Origin of the sequence: Ensifer sp. LBL, assembly GCF_050435225.1 — a bacterium.
Lineage (GTDB): Bacteria > Pseudomonadota > Alphaproteobacteria > Rhizobiales > Rhizobiaceae > Ensifer.
Genome location: NZ_JBNDJY010000003.1, coordinates 258694 through 278018, shown reverse-complemented (window position 1 = coordinate 278018; position 19325 = coordinate 258694). Strand labels below are relative to the sequence as shown.

At 63.8% G+C, this 19325-nt stretch carries 23 protein-coding genes; 10 read left to right on the top strand and 13 right to left on the bottom strand.

Going from position 1 to position 19325, the window contains the following annotated elements; genetic code table 11:
* Window positions 1-2 precede the first annotated feature (2 nt).
* Window positions 3-560, top strand: a complete 558-nt coding sequence (locus OKW20_RS13025; RefSeq protein WP_429172756.1) for a GNAT family N-acetyltransferase — start codon at window positions 3-5, stop codon at window positions 558-560.
* On the opposite strand, the gene OKW20_RS13020 is transcribed toward OKW20_RS13025, so the two are convergent.
* Both OKW20_RS13020 and cobT read right to left on the bottom strand, forming a co-directional pair.
* On the bottom strand, window positions 550-963 hold the full coding sequence (locus OKW20_RS13020) for a diacylglycerol kinase (RefSeq protein ID WP_043625459.1): 414 nt from the start codon (window positions 961-963) through the stop codon (window positions 550-552). The two genes, OKW20_RS13025 and OKW20_RS13020, sit on opposite strands and share 11 nt — an antisense overlap.
* A gap of 229 nt (window positions 964-1192) precedes the next feature.
* The gene (gene cobT / locus OKW20_RS13015) at window positions 1193-2209 is read right to left on the bottom strand and encodes a nicotinate-nucleotide--dimethylbenzimidazole phosphoribosyltransferase (protein ID WP_043625456.1); all 1017 of its coding nucleotides are present in this window, start codon (window positions 2207-2209) and stop codon (window positions 1193-1195) included.
* Between the two features lie 246 nt (window positions 2210-2455).
* On the opposite strand from cobT, the gene OKW20_RS13010 reads away from it, so the two are divergent.
* From OKW20_RS13010 to OKW20_RS12995, 4 genes are read left to right on the top strand one after another with little or no spacing between them, the layout of a single operon-like run.
* On the top strand, window positions 2456-3244 hold the full coding sequence (locus tag OKW20_RS13010; RefSeq protein WP_429172752.1) for an adenosylcobinamide-GDP ribazoletransferase: 789 nt from the start codon (window positions 2456-2458) through the stop codon (window positions 3242-3244).
* 35 nt (window positions 3245-3279) lie between these two features.
* The gene (locus OKW20_RS13005) at window positions 3280-3501 is read left to right on the top strand and encodes a DUF1289 domain-containing protein (protein WP_043626030.1); all 222 of its coding nucleotides are present in this window, start codon (window positions 3280-3282) and stop codon (window positions 3499-3501) included.
* On the top strand, window positions 3498-4199 hold the full coding sequence (locus OKW20_RS13000) for a TIGR02281 family clan AA aspartic protease (protein WP_402317809.1): 702 nt from the start codon (window positions 3498-3500) through the stop codon (window positions 4197-4199). Before OKW20_RS13005 ends, OKW20_RS13000 begins: the two co-directional genes overlap by 4 nt.
* A 57-nt stretch (window positions 4200-4256) precedes the next feature.
* Window positions 4257-4946 carry a permease gene (locus tag OKW20_RS12995; RefSeq protein ID WP_429172749.1) on the top strand — a complete coding sequence of 230 codons (690 nt, stop codon included), beginning with the start codon at window positions 4257-4259 and terminating at the stop codon, window positions 4944-4946.
* 13 nt (window positions 4947-4959) lie between these two features.
* On the opposite strand, the gene OKW20_RS12990 is transcribed toward OKW20_RS12995, so the two are convergent.
* The 8 genes from OKW20_RS12990 to OKW20_RS12955 form a co-directional block, all read right to left on the bottom strand.
* Entirely contained in the window at window positions 4960-5721 is a 762-nt protein-coding gene (locus OKW20_RS12990; protein ID WP_429172746.1) for an ABC transporter permease, read from the bottom strand.
* Window positions 5718-6644 (bottom strand): ABC transporter ATP-binding protein, encoded by a 927-nt coding sequence (locus OKW20_RS12985; protein ID WP_429172744.1) that lies wholly within the window; start codon window positions 6642-6644, stop codon window positions 5718-5720. Before OKW20_RS12985 ends, OKW20_RS12990 begins: the two co-directional genes overlap by 4 nt.
* A gap of 106 nt (window positions 6645-6750) precedes the next feature.
* Window positions 6751-7236, bottom strand: a complete 486-nt coding sequence (locus OKW20_RS12980) for a DUF6691 family protein (protein WP_429172742.1) — start codon at window positions 7234-7236, stop codon at window positions 6751-6753.
* Complete coding sequence (locus OKW20_RS12975) at window positions 7233-7640, bottom strand: YeeE/YedE family protein (RefSeq protein WP_429172740.1); 408 nt, start codon at window positions 7638-7640, stop codon at window positions 7233-7235. Before OKW20_RS12975 ends, OKW20_RS12980 begins: the two co-directional genes overlap by 4 nt.
* Complete coding sequence (locus OKW20_RS12970) at window positions 7637-7969, bottom strand: ArsR/SmtB family transcription factor (protein ID WP_043626019.1); 333 nt, start codon at window positions 7967-7969, stop codon at window positions 7637-7639. Before OKW20_RS12970 ends, OKW20_RS12975 begins: the two co-directional genes overlap by 4 nt.
* Window positions 7970-8584: 615 nt before the next feature.
* Window positions 8585-9823 carry an extensin family protein gene (locus OKW20_RS12965; RefSeq protein WP_429172737.1) on the bottom strand — a complete coding sequence of 413 codons (1239 nt, stop codon included), beginning with the start codon at window positions 9821-9823 and terminating at the stop codon, window positions 8585-8587.
* A gap of 322 nt (window positions 9824-10145) precedes the next feature.
* On the bottom strand, window positions 10146-10697 hold the full coding sequence (locus tag OKW20_RS12960) for a Kazal-type serine protease inhibitor family protein (protein ID WP_429172735.1): 552 nt from the start codon (window positions 10695-10697) through the stop codon (window positions 10146-10148).
* Window positions 10698-10934: 237 nt separating this feature from the next.
* A complete protein-coding gene (locus OKW20_RS12955) occupies window positions 10935-12749 on the bottom strand; it encodes a methyl-accepting chemotaxis protein (protein WP_429172732.1) in 1815 nt (604 codons plus the stop codon).
* A 273-nt stretch (window positions 12750-13022) separates the two neighbouring features.
* On the opposite strand from OKW20_RS12955, the gene OKW20_RS12950 reads away from it, so the two are divergent.
* The 3 genes from OKW20_RS12950 (at window position 13023) to OKW20_RS12940 (ending at window position 14770) form a co-directional block, all read left to right on the top strand.
* Entirely contained in the window at window positions 13023-13412 is a 390-nt protein-coding gene (locus tag OKW20_RS12950) for an acyl-CoA thioesterase (protein WP_192446307.1), read from the top strand.
* An 11-nt stretch (window positions 13413-13423) separates the two neighbouring features.
* A complete protein-coding gene (locus tag OKW20_RS12945) occupies window positions 13424-14014 on the top strand; it encodes a hypothetical protein (RefSeq protein ID WP_043626008.1) in 591 nt (196 codons plus the stop codon).
* Window positions 14015-14134: 120 nt separating this feature from the next.
* The gene (locus OKW20_RS12940; RefSeq protein ID WP_429114070.1) at window positions 14135-14770 is read left to right on the top strand and encodes a TerC family protein; all 636 of its coding nucleotides are present in this window, start codon (window positions 14135-14137) and stop codon (window positions 14768-14770) included.
* A 103-nt stretch (window positions 14771-14873) separates the two neighbouring features.
* On the opposite strand, the gene OKW20_RS12935 is transcribed toward OKW20_RS12940, so the two are convergent.
* Window positions 14874-15227 carry a DMT family protein gene (locus tag OKW20_RS12935; RefSeq protein ID WP_429172728.1) on the bottom strand — a complete coding sequence of 118 codons (354 nt, stop codon included), beginning with the start codon at window positions 15225-15227 and terminating at the stop codon, window positions 14874-14876.
* Between the two features lie 484 nt (window positions 15228-15711).
* On the opposite strand from OKW20_RS12935, the gene OKW20_RS12930 reads away from it, so the two are divergent.
* On the top strand, window positions 15712-16155 hold the full coding sequence (locus tag OKW20_RS12930) for a TIGR02594 family protein (protein ID WP_429114068.1): 444 nt from the start codon (window positions 15712-15714) through the stop codon (window positions 16153-16155).
* Window positions 16156-16221: 66 nt separating this feature from the next.
* On the opposite strand, the gene OKW20_RS12925 is transcribed toward OKW20_RS12930, so the two are convergent.
* Both OKW20_RS12925 and OKW20_RS12920 read right to left on the bottom strand, forming a co-directional pair.
* Window positions 16222-16737 (bottom strand): GNAT family N-acetyltransferase, encoded by a 516-nt coding sequence (locus OKW20_RS12925; RefSeq protein ID WP_429172725.1) that lies wholly within the window; start codon window positions 16735-16737, stop codon window positions 16222-16224.
* A gap of 72 nt (window positions 16738-16809) precedes the next feature.
* The gene (locus tag OKW20_RS12920; protein ID WP_429172722.1) at window positions 16810-17307 is read right to left on the bottom strand and encodes an N-acetyltransferase family protein; all 498 of its coding nucleotides are present in this window, start codon (window positions 17305-17307) and stop codon (window positions 16810-16812) included.
* Between the two features lie 258 nt (window positions 17308-17565).
* On the opposite strand from OKW20_RS12920, the gene OKW20_RS12915 reads away from it, so the two are divergent.
* Window positions 17566-19320, top strand: coding sequence for an adenylate/guanylate cyclase domain-containing protein (locus OKW20_RS12915; RefSeq protein WP_429172719.1), 1755 nt, complete (start codon window positions 17566-17568; stop codon window positions 19318-19320).
* Window positions 19321-19325: the final 5 nt, after the last annotated feature.

The following is a 19325-nucleotide window of genomic DNA, read 5'->3' as shown; positions in this document are numbered from 1 at the left end:
CCATGCACATCGAGACGCAGCGCCTCAGGCTTCGGCCCTGGGAAGAACGCGACATCGCGCCCTTTGCGCTTGCCAACGCAGATCCCGAAGTCCGGCGCTACTACTATCCGGCCATTCTGACGCGCGACGAAACGGCAGCGATGATTGACGACTGCACCCGTCACCTCGCCGACCGCGGCTTAGGTTTCGTCGCCGTTGAACGCAAGTCCGATGGGGCGCTGATCGGCGGTCTCGGCCTTTCGGAGGCTGGAGACGAAATCCCCGGCGGCCCGCATGTCGAAATCGGCTGGATCCTCGCCCGCGCCCACTGGCGGCAGGGTTATGCGCTGGAGGCGGCGAGCGCCTGCCTGGACCATGCGTGGCGCACACTCGGCCTTGCCGAGATCATCGGTTACACCTCGCGCATCAACCAGCCGTCGCGGGCACTGATGGAACGATTGGGCATGCGCACGGATCCGGCCGAGGACTTCGACGACGTCACGGTGCCCGTGGGCAACCCGCTGCGTCCGCACGTGCTCTATCGGGTGAAGGCGCCGGCCGGCTGGCCGATCAGTTCATGAAGCCGTCGAAGATCACGACATAGGCGGCATAGACGCCGTTGGCGACGATCAGGCAGAGGCAGGCGAAGGATCCGAGATCCTTGGCGTTCTTGCCCATTTCCGAGATTTCGGGAGAAACGCGATCGACGATTTCCTCGATGGCCGTGTTGATCGCCTCGAAGGCCATCATCAGCAGGAAGAGGATCGCCATCGCCACATATTGGAAGAAGGTTGCGCCGACGACGATGAAAGCGACCATCGCGGCAGCAAAGGCGATCAGTTCGTGGCGAAAGGCCGCTTCGCCGATCAGCCGCTTGGCGCCGCCGAGCGAATAGCTCGCAGCGGCAAAGAGATGCCGAATGCCGGTTTGCTTTTCGACAGGACCCGTCTGTCCAATGCGGTGCGTGGTGTTCTTGGCGTCCATTTCGTCTCGACAGGGCTTGAAACCGTGCTTGCTTCGACATCGTGATTGAGGCGAATGCATGGCGGTTTCGGTTGCAGGCACCCAAAGACTATAGCTAGGGCGCGCATTTGCGCTTTGGATAGGCGAGAAGGACGCATCCATCAAGGCCCGGCACGCGACGGCGTCGCGCCCGTGACAGGCCTTGGACAGAAACCGGCCGGTCTTCCTGCAAAGACCGGCCGAAACTTCACTATTCCTTGTTGCTGACGCCGGCCTGGGCAAAGGTCGCCATGCCGCTGTGGCAGGCGGCTGCCGCCTTGACGATGCCGGCGGCGAGCGCCGCGCCCGTACCTTCGCCGAGCCGCATGCCGAGCGCCAAGAGCGGCGTCTTGCCGAGCTTCTCGATTGCGCGCAGATGCCCCGGCTCGCCCGAGACATGGCCGATCAGGCAATGGTCGAGCGCGGACGGATTGGCCGCCCTCAGGATCGAGGCCGCGGCGGTCGCCACATAGCCGTCGATGATCACGGGCACCTTCTGCACACGCGCCGCCAGGATGGCCCCGGCCATGGCCGCAATCTCGCGGCCGCCGAGGCGGCGCATCAGTTCGAGCGGATCGGACAGGTGGTCGCGATGCAGCGCCACGGCCTTTTCGACGGCAGCGATCTTGCGCTTCAGCACCTCGCCTTCGGAGCCGGTACCCGGGCCGACCCATTCCTCGGCCGTGCCACCATAAAGGCCGAGATTGATCGCGGCCGCGATCGTGGTGTTGCCGATGCCCATTTCGCCGATGCACAGCAGATCCGTGCCGCCGGCAATTGCCTCCATGCCGAAGGCCATGGTCGCCGCGCAATCGCGCTCTGAGAGTGCCGCTTCCTCGGTGATGTCACCGGTCGGATATTCGAGCGCGAGGTCGAAGACCTTGAGGCCGAGGTCATGGCTGACGCAGATCTGGTTGATCGCCGCACCGCCGGCAGCAAAATTCTCGACCATCTGCGCGGTGACGGATGACGGAAACGGGGTCACGCCCTGACGGGTGACGCCGTGGTTGCCCGCAAAGATCGCCACCAGCGGCCGGTTGACGGCCGGCGCCTTGCCCGTCCAGGCGGCGAGCCAGAAGGCAATCTCCTCGAGGCGCCCAAGCGCTCCCGGCGGCTTCGTCAACTGCGCGTCCCGCTCCCGCGCGGCAACAAGTGCTGCCGCATCCGGGCCCGGCAGGTTGCGCAGCAATTCGCGAAAATCATCAAACGGCAGGCCGCTGGCACTCATGGGAGGAATCCTTGCATCATCGTGAAGCTCTATCTACGCCCCTCATAGAGGTCGCTGAAAATTCGGGCAACGACATTTGCGCCAATCGGCGTCGCCGCCTCGATCCGTCATCGGTCGGAGACGGCCGTTGAAAGGTCTTGGAAAAGTGTGGCCGATACGCACCGGCGAGCCCGTCCGGCTTGCGAGACTCGCCGCAGTCGGTAGTTTGGCAGAGGCCGGCTCAATGGCCGCAACCTTGGAGGAGCCATGGGCTTCGTTGGCGATTTCTGTGACGATGTGGCGCGGTCGATCGGCTTTCTCAGCCGCATCCCCATGCCCGCGCGCCACTTCGAAGGCTATGACGGGCGCTTGAGCCGCGCCGTGCGCGCCTTCCCGCTTGCCGGCCTGCTGATTGCCTTGCCGTCGGGCGCTTTCGCCATGGGCCTCGTGGCGCTGCAGGTGAGCTCGCTCTTTGCCGCCTTTGTCGTCGTCGCCATCCAGGCACTAGTCACCGGCGCGCTGCACGAAGACGGGCTTGGCGACACGGCCGACGGCTTTGGCGGCGGTCGCGACCGCGACGCGGCGCTTGCGATCATGAAGGACAGCCGCATCGGCACCTATGCGGCTGTCGCCCTCATCCTCTCCTTCGGCCTGCGCGTCTCGGCGCTCGCCTCGATCCTGCCGCTCTTTTCGCCGCTCGGCGCTGCCATGGCTATCCTTGGTACCGCCTGCCTCAGCCGTGCCGCCATGGTCTGGCACTGGTCGTCGCTGCCACCGGCACGCAGCGGCGGTGTCGCGGCAGCAGCTGGCGCGCCCGAGCCGGCGGCCACGCGCTTCGCACTCGCCTCGGGCGTTCTTGTCGCGATGCTGCTCTTCTATCTTGCGCAGGTTCCCGCCCTCGGCCTCGTCGCAGCGCTCGTCGCATTCCTTGTCACCGTCAAGGGTTTCGCTCGGCTGGCAATGCGCAAGATCGGCGGACAAACGGGCGACACGATCGGAGCCACGCAGCAACTGACCGAAATCGCCGTACTCGGTGCCCTTGCGCTGACGGTTTGAAACATCGATATATCAAGGGAAAACTGAGCACGCCCATGGAATCTCCCTGCATTCTCGTCTGTTCGATCGATGACAAGACCGGCTACTGTTTCGGCTGCGGCCGCACCCGCGACGAAGTCGGACGCTGGACGCTCTATACCGATGCCGAACGCCGGGCGATCATGAGCGCGTTGCCTCAGCGCCTCGAGACCGTCGAGCGCAAACCGCGGCGTGAAACCCGGCGCACGCGCATGGCGAGGGAACGCGGCGAAGCATGACCCGTCTTGCCATCCTGCTCTCGATCCTGGCCATCGGTCTCGTCCTGCTGATCGTCAACCACGACACCGGCCGCACCATGGGGCTTGCCAACGACCAGTTCGGACAACTGGTTTCGCTCGGCGCCATCGCCACGCTGATCGGCGCCGGTATCCTGCAAAGCCGCCACCGCTTCGGGGAAGGGCTGCGCCAGATTGCCATCTGGCTCTTCGTCGTTCTGGCGCTGGTCTCGGCCTATGTCTACCGCTTCGAGCTGCAGGGCTTCGGCAACCGCCTGCTCGCCGGCCTCATCCCCGGCCGCGCCACCATCATCACCGACAGCGAAGGCCAGCAGGAAGTGGTGCTGCAGAAGATGCTGAACGGTCATTTCGAGACCACCGCGACGGTCGACGGCAAGGACATCAGCATGCTGGTCGATACCGGCGCCAGCAGCATCGCACTCACCTATGAAGATGCGGAAAAGATCGGCCTCGACCCGGCCAACCTCAATTACATCGTCACCGTCATGACTGCCAATGGCCGAGCGCAGGCAGCCCCGGTGATGCTTCAGGAGATTTCGATCGGCCCGATCACGCGGCGCAACATCGGTGCGACGGTTGCGGCCGAAGGCAAGCTCGACCAGAGCCTGCTTGGCATGAGCTTCCTGTCGACGCTGGAAATGCTGCAGATGCGCACCGACGAGCTGCGCCTGCGCGACTGACCGCACATCCGGCCGGTCACTGCTCCGGCCCGATCAATCCTGGTAGAGGAGCCGCTCATGGATTTCATGCGACTGCTGAAGTCGATCGAAGAGCTGCTCTACGAGCTCGTCTGCTGGCTGCTGTTCTATCCGCTGACCCTGTGGCGCACGCTGCGCCACCCGCAGGCGATGATGCGCTATGCCGACGTCGAGCTTGGCGACGAGCTTCAGGACCAGTATTCGGATGCGCTGAGCCCACCGCTCTTTCTGCTGATCACGCTGCTTCTGGCACACGCGCTGGAGCTTGGCCTCGTCAGGCAGGCTGTTCCGTGGACCGCGACGTCGCTGCTTGCCTCCGATTCCAACCTGCTGATGTTTCGCGCCGTCGCCTTCAGCATTCTGCCCTTGCTGATGGCGGTGAAGCTCCTGCGCAGCAAGGGCGCGAAGCTGACGCGTGACACGCTGCGTCCACCCTTCTTCAGTCAGTGCTACGTCACGGCACCCTTCGCTTTTGCGATCAGCCTCGGCGGCCAACTGCTGCTTGCCGGGCACAACGCCTTCACCTCCGTCGGCGCCGCCTTCGTGGTCGCCTCGATCGTCTGGTACATCGTTGCCGAAACGCGCTGGTTCATGGCCGACCTCGGGCTTTCCGCCGTGCGGTCGCTCCTCCACGTCCTGGTCACGATTCTTCAGGCGCTGCTTGCGATGGTCGCCGCCAGCACGATCATCGCCTATGCCAGCGGAGCCGTGCCAGCGCCGGCACCCTGACGACCGGTGGCCGTCAGTTTCGCAGGCGGTAGCCGGTGCGGAAGATCCAGGCGAGCACAGACATGCAGACCGTCAGGAAGGCGATGATGATCACTGCGCTGAAGATCGGGTTGACGTCCGAGACCTCGAAGAAGCTCCAGCGGAAGCCGCTGATCAGATACAGCACTGGATTGAAGTGGCTGACAGCCTGCCAGAAGGGCGGCAGCATCTTGATCGAGTAAAAGCTGCCGCCGAGGAAGACGAGCGGCGGGATCACCAGCATCGGGATCAGGTTCAGCTGCTCGAAATCCTTGGCCCAGATGCCGATGATGAAGCCGAACAGGCTGAAGGATATGGCCGTCAGCACAAAGAAGAAGATCATGACGAAGGGATGCGCGATCGTCAGGTCGACGAACAACGACGCGGTGAGCAGGATGATCGTGCCGATCATCAGCCCCTTGGTCGCCGCCGCTCCGACATAACCGAGCACGATCTCGACCATCGAGACCGGCGAGGAAAGCACCTCGTAGATCGTGCCGGTGAACTTCGGGAAGTAGATGCCGAAGGAGCCGTTGCCGATGCACTGGGTCAGAAGCGTCAGCATCATCAGGCCGGGCGTGATGAAGGCGCCATAGGAGACGCCGTCGATCTCCTGGATGCGCCCGCCGATCGCCGCCCCGAAGACGATGAAATAGAGCGAGGTGGAAATGACCGGCGACACGACGCTCTGCAGCAGCGTGCGGCGGGTGCGGGCCATCTCGAAGAAATAGATCGACTTGATCGCTTCGATGTTCATCGCCCTGCCCCCACGATTTCGACGAAAATGTCCTCCAGCGAGCTCTGCCGCGTGGAAATGTCCTTGAGCCTGATGCCGGCCTCGGCCAGGGCGGCAAGCAGGGTGGTGATCCCGGTCCGCTCCGCGCTGGTGTCGTAATCGTAGATCAGGCAATGGCCATCGCCTTCGAGCGTCAGGTTGTAGCCCGACAGCACGTCAGGCACGCCATCCAGCGGATGGGCGAGATCGACGCGCAACTGCTTGCGACCGAGCTTCGACATCAGCGCAGCCTTGTCTTCGACCAGCAGGATCTCGCCGCCATTAATGACGCCGATGCGGTCGGCGATTTCTTCCGCCTCTTCGATGTAGTGCGTCGTCAGAATGATCGTCACGCCCGAGGCGCGCAGGCGCTCGACCACGTCCCACATGCTCTTGCGCAGGTTGACGTCGACGCCGGCCGTCGGCTCGTCGAGGAAGAGGACCCGCGGCTCATGCGACAGCGCCTTGGCGATCAGCACGCGCCGCTTCATGCCGCCCGAAAGCTCGCGCAGCATGTTGTCCTTCTTGTCCCAGAGCGACAGGTCCTTCAGCACCTTTTCGATATGGGCGGGGTTCGGCTTCTTGCCGTGCAGCCCGCGGGAGAAGGAGACCGTGTTCCAGACGGTTTCGAAAGCATCGGTGGTTAACTCCTGCGGCACGAGCCCGATCATCGCGCGGGTCTCGCGGAAATCGCGCACCACGTCATGCCCCCCGACCATCACCGTTCCGCCGCTCGGATTGACGATGCCGCAGATGATCGAGATCAGTGTCGTCTTGCCGGCGCCGTTCGGCCCGAGCAGCGCCAGGATCTCGCCTTCCTCGATATCGAGGCTGACGCCCTTCAGCGCCTTGAAGCCGGAGGCATAGGTCTTCGACAGATTGGAAACGGAAACGATTGGCGCCATGAAAACTGATCCGGAAGGAGGGGCAGAGTCTTGAGGTCCCGCCCTATATGGGACAATTCATTCCGATTTGCAGCCGGCTGGAATGAAAAAACAAGATGACTGTGCGTCAACGCGGCTGAGACAGTCGCGTATCGGTGCCCGCTCCGGCCGTAGTCTGCCTCGGGAGCTTGCGGTCGACCAGCCGGTCATGGACCAGCATCCCGGCCAGCATTGCCACCACGAAGAGCACCGTTGCCGGCAAGCCAAGCGACAGCGAGGCGAGCGCCGGACCCGGGCAAAGCCCGACCAGCCCCCAGCCGACGCCGAAGATCGCCGAGCCGACGATCAGTCGCCGGTCTATGACCTGGTTGTTGGGCAGATGAAAGCTTTCGTCAAACAGAGGATGTTTCAGCCGGCGCGTCACGAGAACGCCGAGCGCCGAAACGAAGACGGCCCCGCCGAGCACGAAGGCAAGGCTGGGGTTCCAGTTGCCGGTGATATCTAGGAATGCGCGCACGCGGGCCGGATCGAGCATGCCGGACAGCGAAAGACCGAACCCGAATACGACGCCGGAGACGAGCGTCGCGGCAAGGCGGAGCAAGGCGCTGTTCATGCGAAGAAACCCGCAACGAAGACGGTGACGATCGCCGCTGCCATGAAGGTGGCAACCGCTGCGATCGAGCGACGCGACAGCCTTGCAAGCCCGACGACGCCATGACCGCTGGTGCAGCCCGAGCCCATGCGCGAGCCGAAGCCCACCAGCAGGCCGCCAGCCACGAGAAGCGGCCAGGAGGCCGTCACGGTCACCGACGGCCAGGCATCGAAAATGAGACGGTACAGCACCGGTCCGGCGATCAGCCCCAGCACGAACAATGCGCCCGACGAAGCCTGTACGCCCTGCAGCAGGCGCCCTGCTATGCCGCTGATGCCGGCCACCCGGCCATTGGCCACCATCAGGATCGCCGCCGACAGGCCAATCAACAGCCCGCCCGCCAGCGCATTCCCGTATTCATTCATGCTTTAGAACCATCCCGACAGAAGATCTGATAGAGCGCGCCGACGAGACGCGCCACCTTGTCGTGACTAAGCCGATAGAAAACCTGCTTGGCCTGCCGACGGGTCGAGACAATGCCGGCATCCCGCAACACCGTCAATTGCTGCGAAAGCGTGGGCTGGCGAATGCCCAGCATTTCCTCGAGCGCTGCGACAGAATGCTCGCCTTCGAGCAAGGCGCTCACGATCAGCAACCTGTTGCGGTTGGCAAGTGTCCTGAGGATTTTTGAGACTTCGGCGGCGTGCACAGCCATATCGCTGCGCATTCCCGGAAATTGCATGACCGTTCCCATTTCGTCCCTCCTGTGGCGTCAAGGAGTGAGTAGGGCCCCCAATGCTTGTAGCGGCCAACCAGACACTATCCAAGATTGTTATATGAACTAATATAATATCGTATTACTTATTACAAAACCAGACGAAAGGGAAAGATCAGCATGGCCCCGGCATTCCGAGGTTTTGTTGCGCGCAGAAAAATAGATAGAAAATTCAGTTAGTTATAACAAGATTCGGAAAAGTCGCGAATCGCCATATTTGGGGCAACCGTTCGGAACACGATCCAATTGGACTAAAACCTAAAGTATAATACTACTTATTTAGAGAATCGGCGCGGTCCGCGGACCTTCGCCGACAGCCGGCCAACGAAGCATTCAAACGAAAGCCGGCGCAAGATTTCCCCGGCCGACCGCAGCAATTGCGCCCGGCTGTCACGAAACCGTGACGCTCTTCGATCAGTTTGCAACGCGCGGGCCGCGACATCGCCCTTTGATTTGCGCTCGTGATTTGCACGCCGGAGCCTCCCCCTTTTGCTCCGGTCGTTGGGCCGGCCTCCCCGCCGGCCTCTTTTTTTGCCGGCTTCCGAGCTTCGGTAGCCGGCGGCTCGAAAGCACAGCTGCTGACCGACCGAACCACTAATCGCAGTGCCGATAGCCGGTCTTGCGGGTTCTCAGGTCGAAGTGGAAGTGGTCCTTGTGGAACGGATCGCTGCCCGGGCCGAGCACGGTGTTGAAGTACTTGCAGCTGTCGGAGCGAACGGCCTTCAGCAGCGCCTTCTCGCGGAAGGCGAAAAATCCTGGCTTGCGCACGTCGATTTCCTTGCCGTTCTTCAGCACGAACTTGCCGACGTCGATGGCGTTGCCGCGCGCATGTTCAGACATCGGATTGCCGCGACGCGAGTTCATGGTGCGGCAGGAGTAGCCGCCGAGCGGCTTGATCGTCTTGATGCCAGACCAGTAGCGGTAGCGCGACGACGGCGCGAGTTCGTACTTCACCCACTTCGCAAAAGCCTCGGTCACCTCGCAATTGAGCTTCACCGCCGGCTTCACGCCGATGCCGCCGGACAGTCCGCTGAGTTCGATCGGATAGTCGATGCCGCAGGACGGACCGTTGCTGATGCGCGGAATGTCGCGAAAGGTGACGCCGAGCTTTTTCAGGCGCTGGCGGCAGGCGATTTCGGAACCGGGCATCGCGCCGGTATCTTCGGGCGTCGACATCGGATTGTTGGCGCGCGGCAGGAAGGCGACCTGCTGTGGCTCCTGCGTGCGCTGAAGGGCGCGTTGCCGTTCCATGGCGCGGGTGCGCTGCGCTTCGTCGGCGGCCATCTTGTCCGGCGACAGCGGCGGCAGATCCGGATCGTAGCCAAGGTTCGCCTCGGCCGGTGCTGCGCTGTTTGCGCCGCCGAGTTGACGCACATTCTCGTCCCCAATGCCGCCGACCACCGGCTGGCTGGCATTGCCCTCGGCGATGTCGTTGCTCTGCTCTTCCGCGAGCCCCACCACGGGCTGCTCGACGCCGAGCATCGCATCCATGTTGACGCCCTCTTGTGGAATGGGGCTGGAGCCGGCGCCTGCCGGTTGCGCGCCCGTGGCAACCGCCTCGTCGCTATCGAGCATCGGAAGCGCGCGGCGCGTCTGCTGGGGTGCTGCATGCTGCGGATTGGCCTGGAAGGTCGACGGTTGCGTGGCGGCGGGATAGGCGGCCACCTCCTCTGCCGGCACGGCATCGACAGGAACCGGCCCGATCGATCCGACCCGCGCCCCGCCATCGATGCGGCCGGGCGGCGACAACGCGTCATCGGTCGAGCAGGTGACGAGCGAAAACGAGAGAACGAGCGCCGTCAGCGGGCGATGGAGACGAGTAACATAGGCCATACCGAACTGCGCCTTCCTCCAGATGGCCAGAAAGACCACCGTCTTCGCCCCGCTGCCCCTGCAGCCGCCTTGCGCTCGATTGGCACGCAATGGTTGCCGCAGCACCTGCAATTGCTGCCTTTTGCCTGTGTCGCAAACCGGGCACAGCGGTCAAAAAGCCTGATTTGCCTGGGATTTTATTCAAATACGGTAAACGAAGGCTTGCGCATCACCTGCAGGAAATCGGGTGCGCCGGGCGAGAGCCGGCCGCTATATGATGAAAAAAGAGCCCGCGTCCTCATCGGACGCGGGCTCGCATGCTCAAGACTGGATCGCGCAGGGGTTAGCGGCACTCGCCGCGATGGATGACCTGGAAACCGGCACCACCCGCTTCGCAGGCGTTGGAGAAGGTTTCGATGCGGCCGCCACGCTGGCCGCAGACCGGGGCGTATTCGCGGGTGCAGAACTGACCCTCGGACGGACGGTCGTCCTCCCTGCGGCATTCGCCGCGACCGATCACCTGGAAGCCCTCGGAACGCGCCTGGCAGGAGTTCGGGAAGGTCTGCATGCGACCGCCGCGCTGGCCGCAGACCGGCATGTATTCCATGGTGCAGGCCTGGGGCGGACGCTCCGGCGGACGGTAGTCCGGGCGGCACTCGCCGCGATGGATGACGTTGAAGCCATCGGCGCGCGCTTGGCAGGAATTCGGGAAACTGCGCGTGCGATTGCCGCGCTCGCCGCAAACCGGCGCATATTCCATCGTGCAGGCCTGCGGGCGCGTGGGCCTCGGCCCCGGCCGCGGCTCATCGACGACCACGGTACAGGCGGAAAGAAAACCGAGCGCCAGCATCAGCAAGGCGATCGGCCGGGTCAGAAGTAGTTTGAGAAGTGCCATGGTGTCCCCTCTGGTGCAGCGGCTGGCAACCGGAGCGACGCCCCGTCGAACACCTCCCGCTTCTCGCGTATCTATCCCCGGCAGTGCTGAGGTCAAGACGGAGAATGTCTCCGTACACGACAACCGGCGTGACGACGGCGGCACCTAAACAGCGATCCTTGCGACAGCATTGCGGTCAGACCCGCATGAAAAAACCGCGCGGCGTGCCGCGCGGGTCGCAATCGACAAACCTATGGATCAGGCGGCGCGGCCGTAACCTGCGTGCGAGCCTGAAGGTTGCAGCCGGAACTTCGTCAGCAGCGACTTCAGCTCGCGGCTTTCGGCCGCCAGCGTCTGGCTCGCTGCCGTGGTTTCCTCCACCATCGCGGCGTTCTGCTGGGTCATCTGGTCCATGCTATTGACGGCGACATTGACCTCCTGCAGCCCGGTCGCCTGCTCGCGGGCGGCTGTGGCGATCGAGGCCACCTGCTCGTTGACGCGGTTGACCTGCGCCTCGATCTCCGAGAGCGCCTCGCCGGTGGAGCGGACCAGATCGACGCCGGCGCCAACCTCGCGCACCGAGGCGCTGATCAGTTCCTTGATCTCCTTGGCGGCACCGGCCGAACGCTGCGCCAGCTCGCGGACTTCCTGGGCGACGACGGCAAAGCCGCGGCCCGCCTCGCCGGCACGCGCCGCCTCGACGCCGGCATTGAGAGCCAGCAGGTTGGTCTGGAAGGCGATCTCGTCGATGACGCCGATGATCTGACCGATACGGCCGGACGAACTCTCGATCCGCCCCATGGCGTCGATGGCATTGCGCACGATGCCGCCGGACTTTGCGGCGCTGGTCTTGGTCTGGTCGACCATCGCACGCGCCTCGTTTGCCCGCTCGGAGGCGTGGCGAACCGTCGAGGTGATTTCGTCGAGCGCCGCGGCTGTCTCCTCAAGGGCGGCTGCCTGCTGCTCGGTGCGGCGGGACAGATTGTTGGCGGCCTCGGAAATGTCGCCGGCGCTAGCGGTGACGATCTCGGTCGAATGCGAGATCGAGCCGATGACATCGCGAAGCGCTGCGACGGCGGTGTTGAAGTCATCCCGCAGCTTGCCGTATTCCGGCGCGATGTGGCCGATCTCGGCGGTGAGGTCGCCGCTTGCCAAGAGTTCGAGCGCCGCGCCGACGGTTTCCATCGTCTCGGCCTGCGCCTCGGCCGTCGCCCGCTGGCGCTGTTCGTTGCCGCGCCGCTCGGAACTCAGTCGCTCCTGCTGCTCTGCCTCGCGCGAGCGCAGCTCCAGCCGTTCGCGCACCGAGTCGCGCAGCACCACGAGGACCTTGGCCATCTGGCCGATCTCGTCGCCACGGTCGGTTTCCGGCACCTCAGAGGAAAGATCCTCGTCGGCGATCGCCCGCATCGAGGCCTTCAGCTTCTCGACCGGCTTGACGACGCTGCGCACGATCGCCAGCGCCGCCATCAGGATGGCGAGCGCGGCAGCGGCAAGAATGCCGGCAACCTGCCAGGCGCGCTCCCGGAACATCGCCGCCAGATCGTCCGCATAAACGCCGGTCCCGACCACCCAGCCCCAGGGCTTGAAGCCGGCGACGTGGGAATACTTCAGCACCGGCGCGTCGGCACCGGGCTTCGGCCAATAGTAATCGACGAAACCCTGGCCGCTCTTTTCGACGGTCTTGACGAACTCGACGAAGAGCTGCTTGCCGTTGGGATCCTTGTTTTCGGTCAGGTCCTTGCCGTCGAGCTCCGGCTTGATCGGATGCATCACCATGGTCGGATGCATGTCGTTGACCCAGAAATAGCCGCTGCCCTGGTAGCGCATCGCCTTGATCGCTTCGAGCGCGCGCTTTTGCGCCTCCTCGCGCGGCAGCGTGCCGGCCACTTCCAGCTTGTGATAGGCGTCGAACACGGCGATCGCGTTCTCGTCCATCGCCGCCAGCATCGCCTTGCGTTCGCCGACGAGCTTTTCCTGCGCCTGGAACAGACCGAAGGTCAGCGCCGCCGCCATGGTCAAAAGCGCGAATGCCACCAGCGCGTAGAGGCGCGCCGAAATCCTGAATTTCTTCATTGCCAATCCCCTGCCCCTCGGCGCTCCCCGCGCCGCCCCGAATCCTGGCCGCTGCGGCATAGCCGGCAGGCACTCCCAGAGCCTGCAGGTTAGGGTCAGGTCTTTGCAAAGCTCCTAACGAGCACCCCCTAAATTTGACAATTCTCAATCAGCTTATGCGAAAGTCTAACGAGCCGGCAGTTCGAGGACTTCGCCCGCATTTGTGCGGCACCGGCTCTTCCCTCTGGAAGCGCGCTCGGGTTACATCTTGTCTCCAACAGGGAGACAGGCTGCATGACCGAACAGACGAAACCGACCGGCGAACTCACCTTGCGCACGCTCGCCATGCCGGGCGATGCCAATGCGGCGGGCGATATCTTCGGCGGCTGGGTAATGGCGCAGATGGACCTGTCCTGCGGCATCCGCGCGGCGGAACGGGCGCGCGGCCGCGTCGTCACGGCGGCGGTCAAGGAAATGGCCTTCGCGCTGCCGGTCAAGATCGGCGACACGCTCTGCATCTATACGGACGTGGTCAAGGTCGGCCGTACCTCGATGACGCTCAAGGTCGAGGCCTGGGCGCAGCGTTATCTCTCGCATCTGATGGAGAAGGTGACGGACGCGATCTTCGTCATGGTCGCGCTCGACGAGAACGGCAAACCGAAGCCGGTGCCGGCGGAAGAATAGGAGCGCGGCGCATGGAGCCTACCCATACCGACCCGGAGATCTTCTCGCATATCCGCGTCGTCATGGGCATGATCGTCAGCCTGAGCCTCGCCCGGCTTTTGAGCGGCATTGCACTCTTCGTCCAGCATCCCGGCAAGACGCGCGTCTACTGGATCCACCTCGGCTGGGTCCTGTTCATGTTCGTCTTCCTCGTGCACTTCTGGTGGTGGGAGTTCCACCTGCATTCGCTGGCGGTGATCGATGTCAGCGTCTACCTGTTCGTCGTTCTCTATTGCTGCGTCTTCTTCTTTCTCTGCGTCATGCTGTTTCCAACGACGCTCGACGACTACAGCGACTACGAACATTATTTCATGTCGCGCCGGGCCTGGTTCTTCGGCGCACTGGCGCTTGCCTTCGCCGTCGATCTCGTCGACACCGCGCTGAAGGGAAAGGCCTATTTCGCGTCCTACGGCCTTGAGTATCCGGCACGCAACGCCGTCTACATCCTGCTCTGCATTGCCGCCGCCTGGACCCCGAACCGGCGCTTTCACGCGGTCTTCGTCGTCGCAGCCGTCGCCTACCAGCTGGTCTGGATGTACCGCGCTTTCGATCTTCTCGATTGAGACGCCGCAGGGCCGTCGTTGAGGATTTCCGCCCGGCGGTCTTGATCCAGCGGCACGGCAGTGCTTTATCCGTTAGTCATATCTGTATCTTGCATATGCAGGTCGGGGGACTGTTGCATCATGGAAATCTTTACCGCTGCCGGCCTGGCTGCGCTTCTTCAAGTCATCGTCATTGACCTCGTTCTCGCTGGCGACAACGCCGTCGTGATCGGTCTCGCTGCCGCCGGCCTGCCGACGGACCAACGCAAGAAGGTCATTCTCGTCGGCATCATCGCCGCCACCGTGCTGCGCATCGCGCTCGCCAGCGTCACGGTGCAACTGCTCGAAATCATCGGCCTGCTGCTCGCCGGCGGCATTCTGCTGCTCTGGGTCTGCTGGAAGATGTGGCGTGAAATTCGCGAGCAGCAGGCAGCAAACGCTGCGGGCGAAAGCGGACAGGGCTCCGAGGCGCCCAGGAAGACCTTCATGCAGGCGGCCATCCAGATCGTCGTCGCCGACGTCTCGATGTCGCTCGACAACGTGCTTGCCGTAGCCGGTGCCGCCCGCGAACATCCGACGATCCTGGTGATCGGCCTTGCGCTTTCGATCGCCATGATGGGCATCGCCGCCGGCTTCATCGCCCGGCTGCTCAACCGCTATCACTGGATTGCCTATATCGGTCTCGCGATCATCCTCTATGTCGCGCTCGACATGATCTATCGCGGCTGGGTCGAGGTCTGGCCACATGTCGCGCCGGCCGTGGCGGCGGTGGTCTGACGCCGGGTCGGCGACCGCAAATCGCAAGCAATGGAAAAAGGCAGGGCTTTTGCCCTGCCTTTTGCGTTTGCAGCGATGTTTACCGTCAATTGCCGGACGTCCTTCACCCCTTGAAGATGAAGGAGGCGCCGATGGCAATCAGGGAGAACCCGACGAGGTGGTTCCATCCGATCGATTCCTTCAGCCAGAAGACCGAGAAGGCGGCAAACACCAGAAGCGTGATGACTTCCTGCATCGTCTTCAATTGCGCCGCCGAATAGACCTGATGGCCGATGCGGTTGGCCGGCACCGCCAGGCAGTACTCGAAGAAGGCGATGCCCCAGCTGGCGACGATGGCCATGTAGAGCGGCGACGACGTGTACTTCAGGTGACCGTACCAGGCGAAGGTCATGAAGACGTTGGAGACCAGGAGCAGCAGAACAGGCCAGAGATAGGCCGGAGCAAGGGTGAACGACATGAAGAACCTCGGCGCGCGAATCACCTTCAGACGATGCGCCGGCGCTCCCCATGGGCGCAAGTGCCGACTGTTTCTCGACGCCCGCACCGCTACCGGAGCGCGCGCGCCCGCTATTTTTCTAGTACTTACGGTGGCGAGCCGGCGCGAATCGCGCAGCAATTCCGCGCGTTTGCAATCCCTGCCCTAGTTTTTTACGGGTTTTGCCACAATTTTGCACCGGCGCATGGTGAATGAAGCTTTGCTGCCCGACGGGGCAGACAGGGGAATACCACACTTCGATACGGCAGTTGCCGTGAAGCTGGCTCCGCGTTTACCGCGGTTCGCCGACGTGCCCGATGCGGCGTCTTCTCGACGCCTGCACGCGTGCGCCCGCTGATATCTCCCCGCCCAACATTGGAAACCGTTGAGCAACCGGGTGCCATGCCGGCGATTGCCCGGCCGCCCCAACCGTTCGCACCAAGCACCTTGTCAAGGAGACCTGACCATGAAGGTCCTGGCGTTTCTTGCGGCTGCCTATGTCGCGCTACTGACACCTGAATTCGCCAATGCGGGCATGCTTGCCCAGGCGCAGCAATACAAGGGCCTGCACGAGGTCAAGAACAACAAGACCCTTCGTGCAGCGCTCGGCATCAACCCGGCCCGCACACCCTGGTGCGGCCATTTTATGGGCATGGTCGCCCGCAAGGCCGGGCGCAGCCCGCCACAAAGCTTCGGCATCGCCCGCTCCTGGCTGCGTTTCGGCGCACCCGTGAAGCTCGCCTATGCCCGCCCCGGCGACGTTGTCGTCGTGCGCACCGGCCGCGGCTATCACGTCGGCATCCTGTCCATGCTGTCGAAATCGACGGCCCAGCTGATCGGCGGCAACCAGTCCGGCGGCGTCAGGGTCTCGCAGTTCGCACGCGGCCAGGTGGTCGCCATCAGGCGGTAGCGCGGCCACACCGCGCCCGAACGAGCATCTTTCAGCGCCGGCTTTCCGGAATGCGGACGTGCGCCTTCAAGCGAGCTTTAGCCGCATGGCGCAGCGTCGCTCCGGTGGCAGCCCATGCTTCGCCTCGTTGGCAAGGATTTCGGCAAGACGCGGATCGAGTTCGCCCGCGTCGAGCGTCACAAAGCCGAGCTTGCGATAGAAGTGCTCGTTCCAGGCAAGATCGCGGAACGTCGTCAGCGTGACGGCGGCAAGCGATGTCACGCGCGCATGCGCGATTGCCGCCAGCATCAGCATGCGCCCAAGCCCCTGCCCCTGACGCTCCGCCTCGACAGCAAGCTGCCAGATGTGCATGGCACCGTCGGCAATGGTAGCACAAAGAAAACCGATCGGCCGATCGGAGGCATCGACGATCACCACCGACAGCCCGGTGCGCAGGAACGCGCCATGGGCTTCCGCCGATTGCACGTCGTCGTCGGCAATCCAGGCAAGCTCAGGGATCGTGCGGAACGCCTCACCGGAGGAGCGCTCGATATCGGGCAGAAGGGAAAGGTCGCTTTCGCGTGTCGGTCGAATCAGGGGCATGATGGCGCCATCCTACCGCCGCGCGGCGCGAGGTCGACCCCGCTTCGCGTTCCCTGGCGGATCGTCAGACGCTTAAAGCGGCAAGACCATCAACATCTCGCCGAAATAGGCATCGTCGACCCGCAACGCGCGCTGTTCCAGGCCGTATTCGACAAATCCCGCATTCCGGTAGAGGTTGAGGGCAGCAGCGTTCGACGAGACGACCGTCAGCAACAGCCGCTCCACCTTGCCTCGCGCCTCCGCGATGATCCCGTCGACCAGCAGCCGCGAAAGCCCGGTGCCCCGCGCCTCCGGCAAGACATACATGCCCCAGAGCGTGCCCTTGTGCCTTGCCTTTGCAGCCGTCGGGATCGCGAGGCCAGCAACACCCATGAGCCTTTCATCGCCATCGAAGGCGCCGAGGACGAAGCCGCTATCAAGGCGTTCCGCGGTGACCGCGATCGGTCGGCCGGCCTCGTCCTCATGGGACGCACCGAAGGCTTCCGGATGTTTCAGCAGCCCGTCCAGCCGAACGGCCCGGTAGGCCTCGGCATCACTGGAGTTGAGCTGGCGAACGGAAAAAGGCGCCATCACTGTTGGTTGGTCCCATGTGCGAAAGAGATGCCGGCCGAACGAGGCGCGGCGGCGGGAAGGCTGCGAACCTTGCACAGTCGGCCGCCCCGGGGAAGCACCCGCGAGTACAATCTGTCGTAGAAGCAGCGCGGAGCATTTTTGCGCATTGTGCAGCGTCTTCAGGCCCGATCCGGGCGATTTGCGCTTCTCGGACTTTCTAATTTAAGTTACGCTTAATTTCCTTCTGACCAGATGCCGCAGGAGGGGCCCGCCGCCTTGGAACGGAAGCTCGCCGTGATCCTTGCTGCCGATGTCGCTGGCTACAGTCGCCTCGTCGCGATCGACGAGGAAGGCACGCTTGCGACCCTGGCCACCTACTGCGAGACGATTTCCGGCCTGGCTGCGGAGCACGGGGGGCGCGTCTTCGGCGCGGCCGGAGACAGCCTGGTCGCGGAGTTTCAGAGCGCCGTACAGGCCGTGCGGGCAGCGGTTGCCATCCAGCGCACGCTACAGCGCCGCAACGCCGATCTTTCGCCGGAGCGGCGCATGGAGTTTCGCATCGGCCTCACGCTCGGCGACGTCGTCGTCGACGGCAGCAATCTGCTCGGCGACGGCGTCAACGTCGCCGCCCGCCTGCAACAGGTTGCGCAGCCGAACGACATCTGCATTTCCGGCGCCCTGCACGACCAGATCGAAGGCAAGCTCGAGTTTCCGATGCAGCGGCTCGGCGAGCGCGCTCTGAAGAACATTCCGCGCCCGGTCCTGGTCCACCGTGTCGACTGGCGCGAGGATCCGGTGGGCGGAGACCTTCCCGGTATGCCGCTGTCGCTACCCGACAAGCCGTCGATCGCCGTGCTGCCCTTCGTCAACATGTCCGGCGATTCCGAGCAGGATTTCTTCGCCGACGGCCTGACCGAGGACATCATCACCGCGCTGTCGCTCTACCGCTGGTTCTTCGTCATCGCCCGCAATTCCTCCTTCGCCTACAAGGGCCGCGCCGTTGACGTCAAACAGATCGGCCGGGATCTCGGCGTGCGCTACATCGTCGAAGGCAGCGTGCGCCGCTCCGGCTCGCGGGTGCGCGTCACCGGCCAGCTGATCGAGGCGGAGACCGGAAACCACCTCTGGGCGCAGCGCTACGAGCGTGAGTTCGCCGACCTCTTCGCCATTCAGGACGAAATCACCCAGCATGTGGTCGCCGCGATCGAGCCGGAGATCCTGATCGGCGAAAACCGGCGCGCGCAATTGCGGGGCACCGACAATCTCGGCGCCTATGAATGCCACATGCGCGGCACGCTGCTGCACAACGCGCAGGATTCCGCCGCCCATTTCGACGAAGCGATCGAGTGGCAGCGCCGCGCCATCGCTCTCGATCCCGAATTCGGCCGCGCGCATATGATGCTCGCCCGCTCGCTCTTTGCCCGCTGCTTCTTCGGTTTCAGCAAGGACATCGACCGCGACAGCGCCGAGCTGCAGGCGGAGGCCGCGCACGCCGTGGTGATCGACGACCACGATCCCTATTGCCACTATGTCATGTGTCTCGCCAACTTCGCGGCCCAGCGGCCGCAAGCAGCAGTCGAAGAGGCGCAGCACGCGATCGACATCAATTCCAACTTCGCGCTCGCCCACATGGCGCTCGGCTGGGCGCGCATCTATATCGGCCGTTTCGCCGAGGCGCTGGACCCGCTGCACAAGGCGCTGAGGCTGAGCCCGCACGATCCGCTCACCTATCTCTTCCTCAACCGCATGGCACTCGCCCATTACCATCTCGGCAATTACGACGAAGCCCTGCGCTGCGCCGAGCGGGCGCTGCTCCTGCGCCGCACCTATTTCAACCTGGTGATGCTGATCACCTGTCTCGGCCAGCTCGACCGCATCGACGAGGCGCGCAAGCTCCTTCCGGAAGCGATCGCCAACGCACCGGGCGACGTGCCGCGCTACTGGCGCTTCTTTACCGCCTATGTCGATCCCGCCGACCACGCGCATTTCAACGACGGGCTCGTCAAGGCGGGCCTGCCCATGGTTCCGTAGGCCGC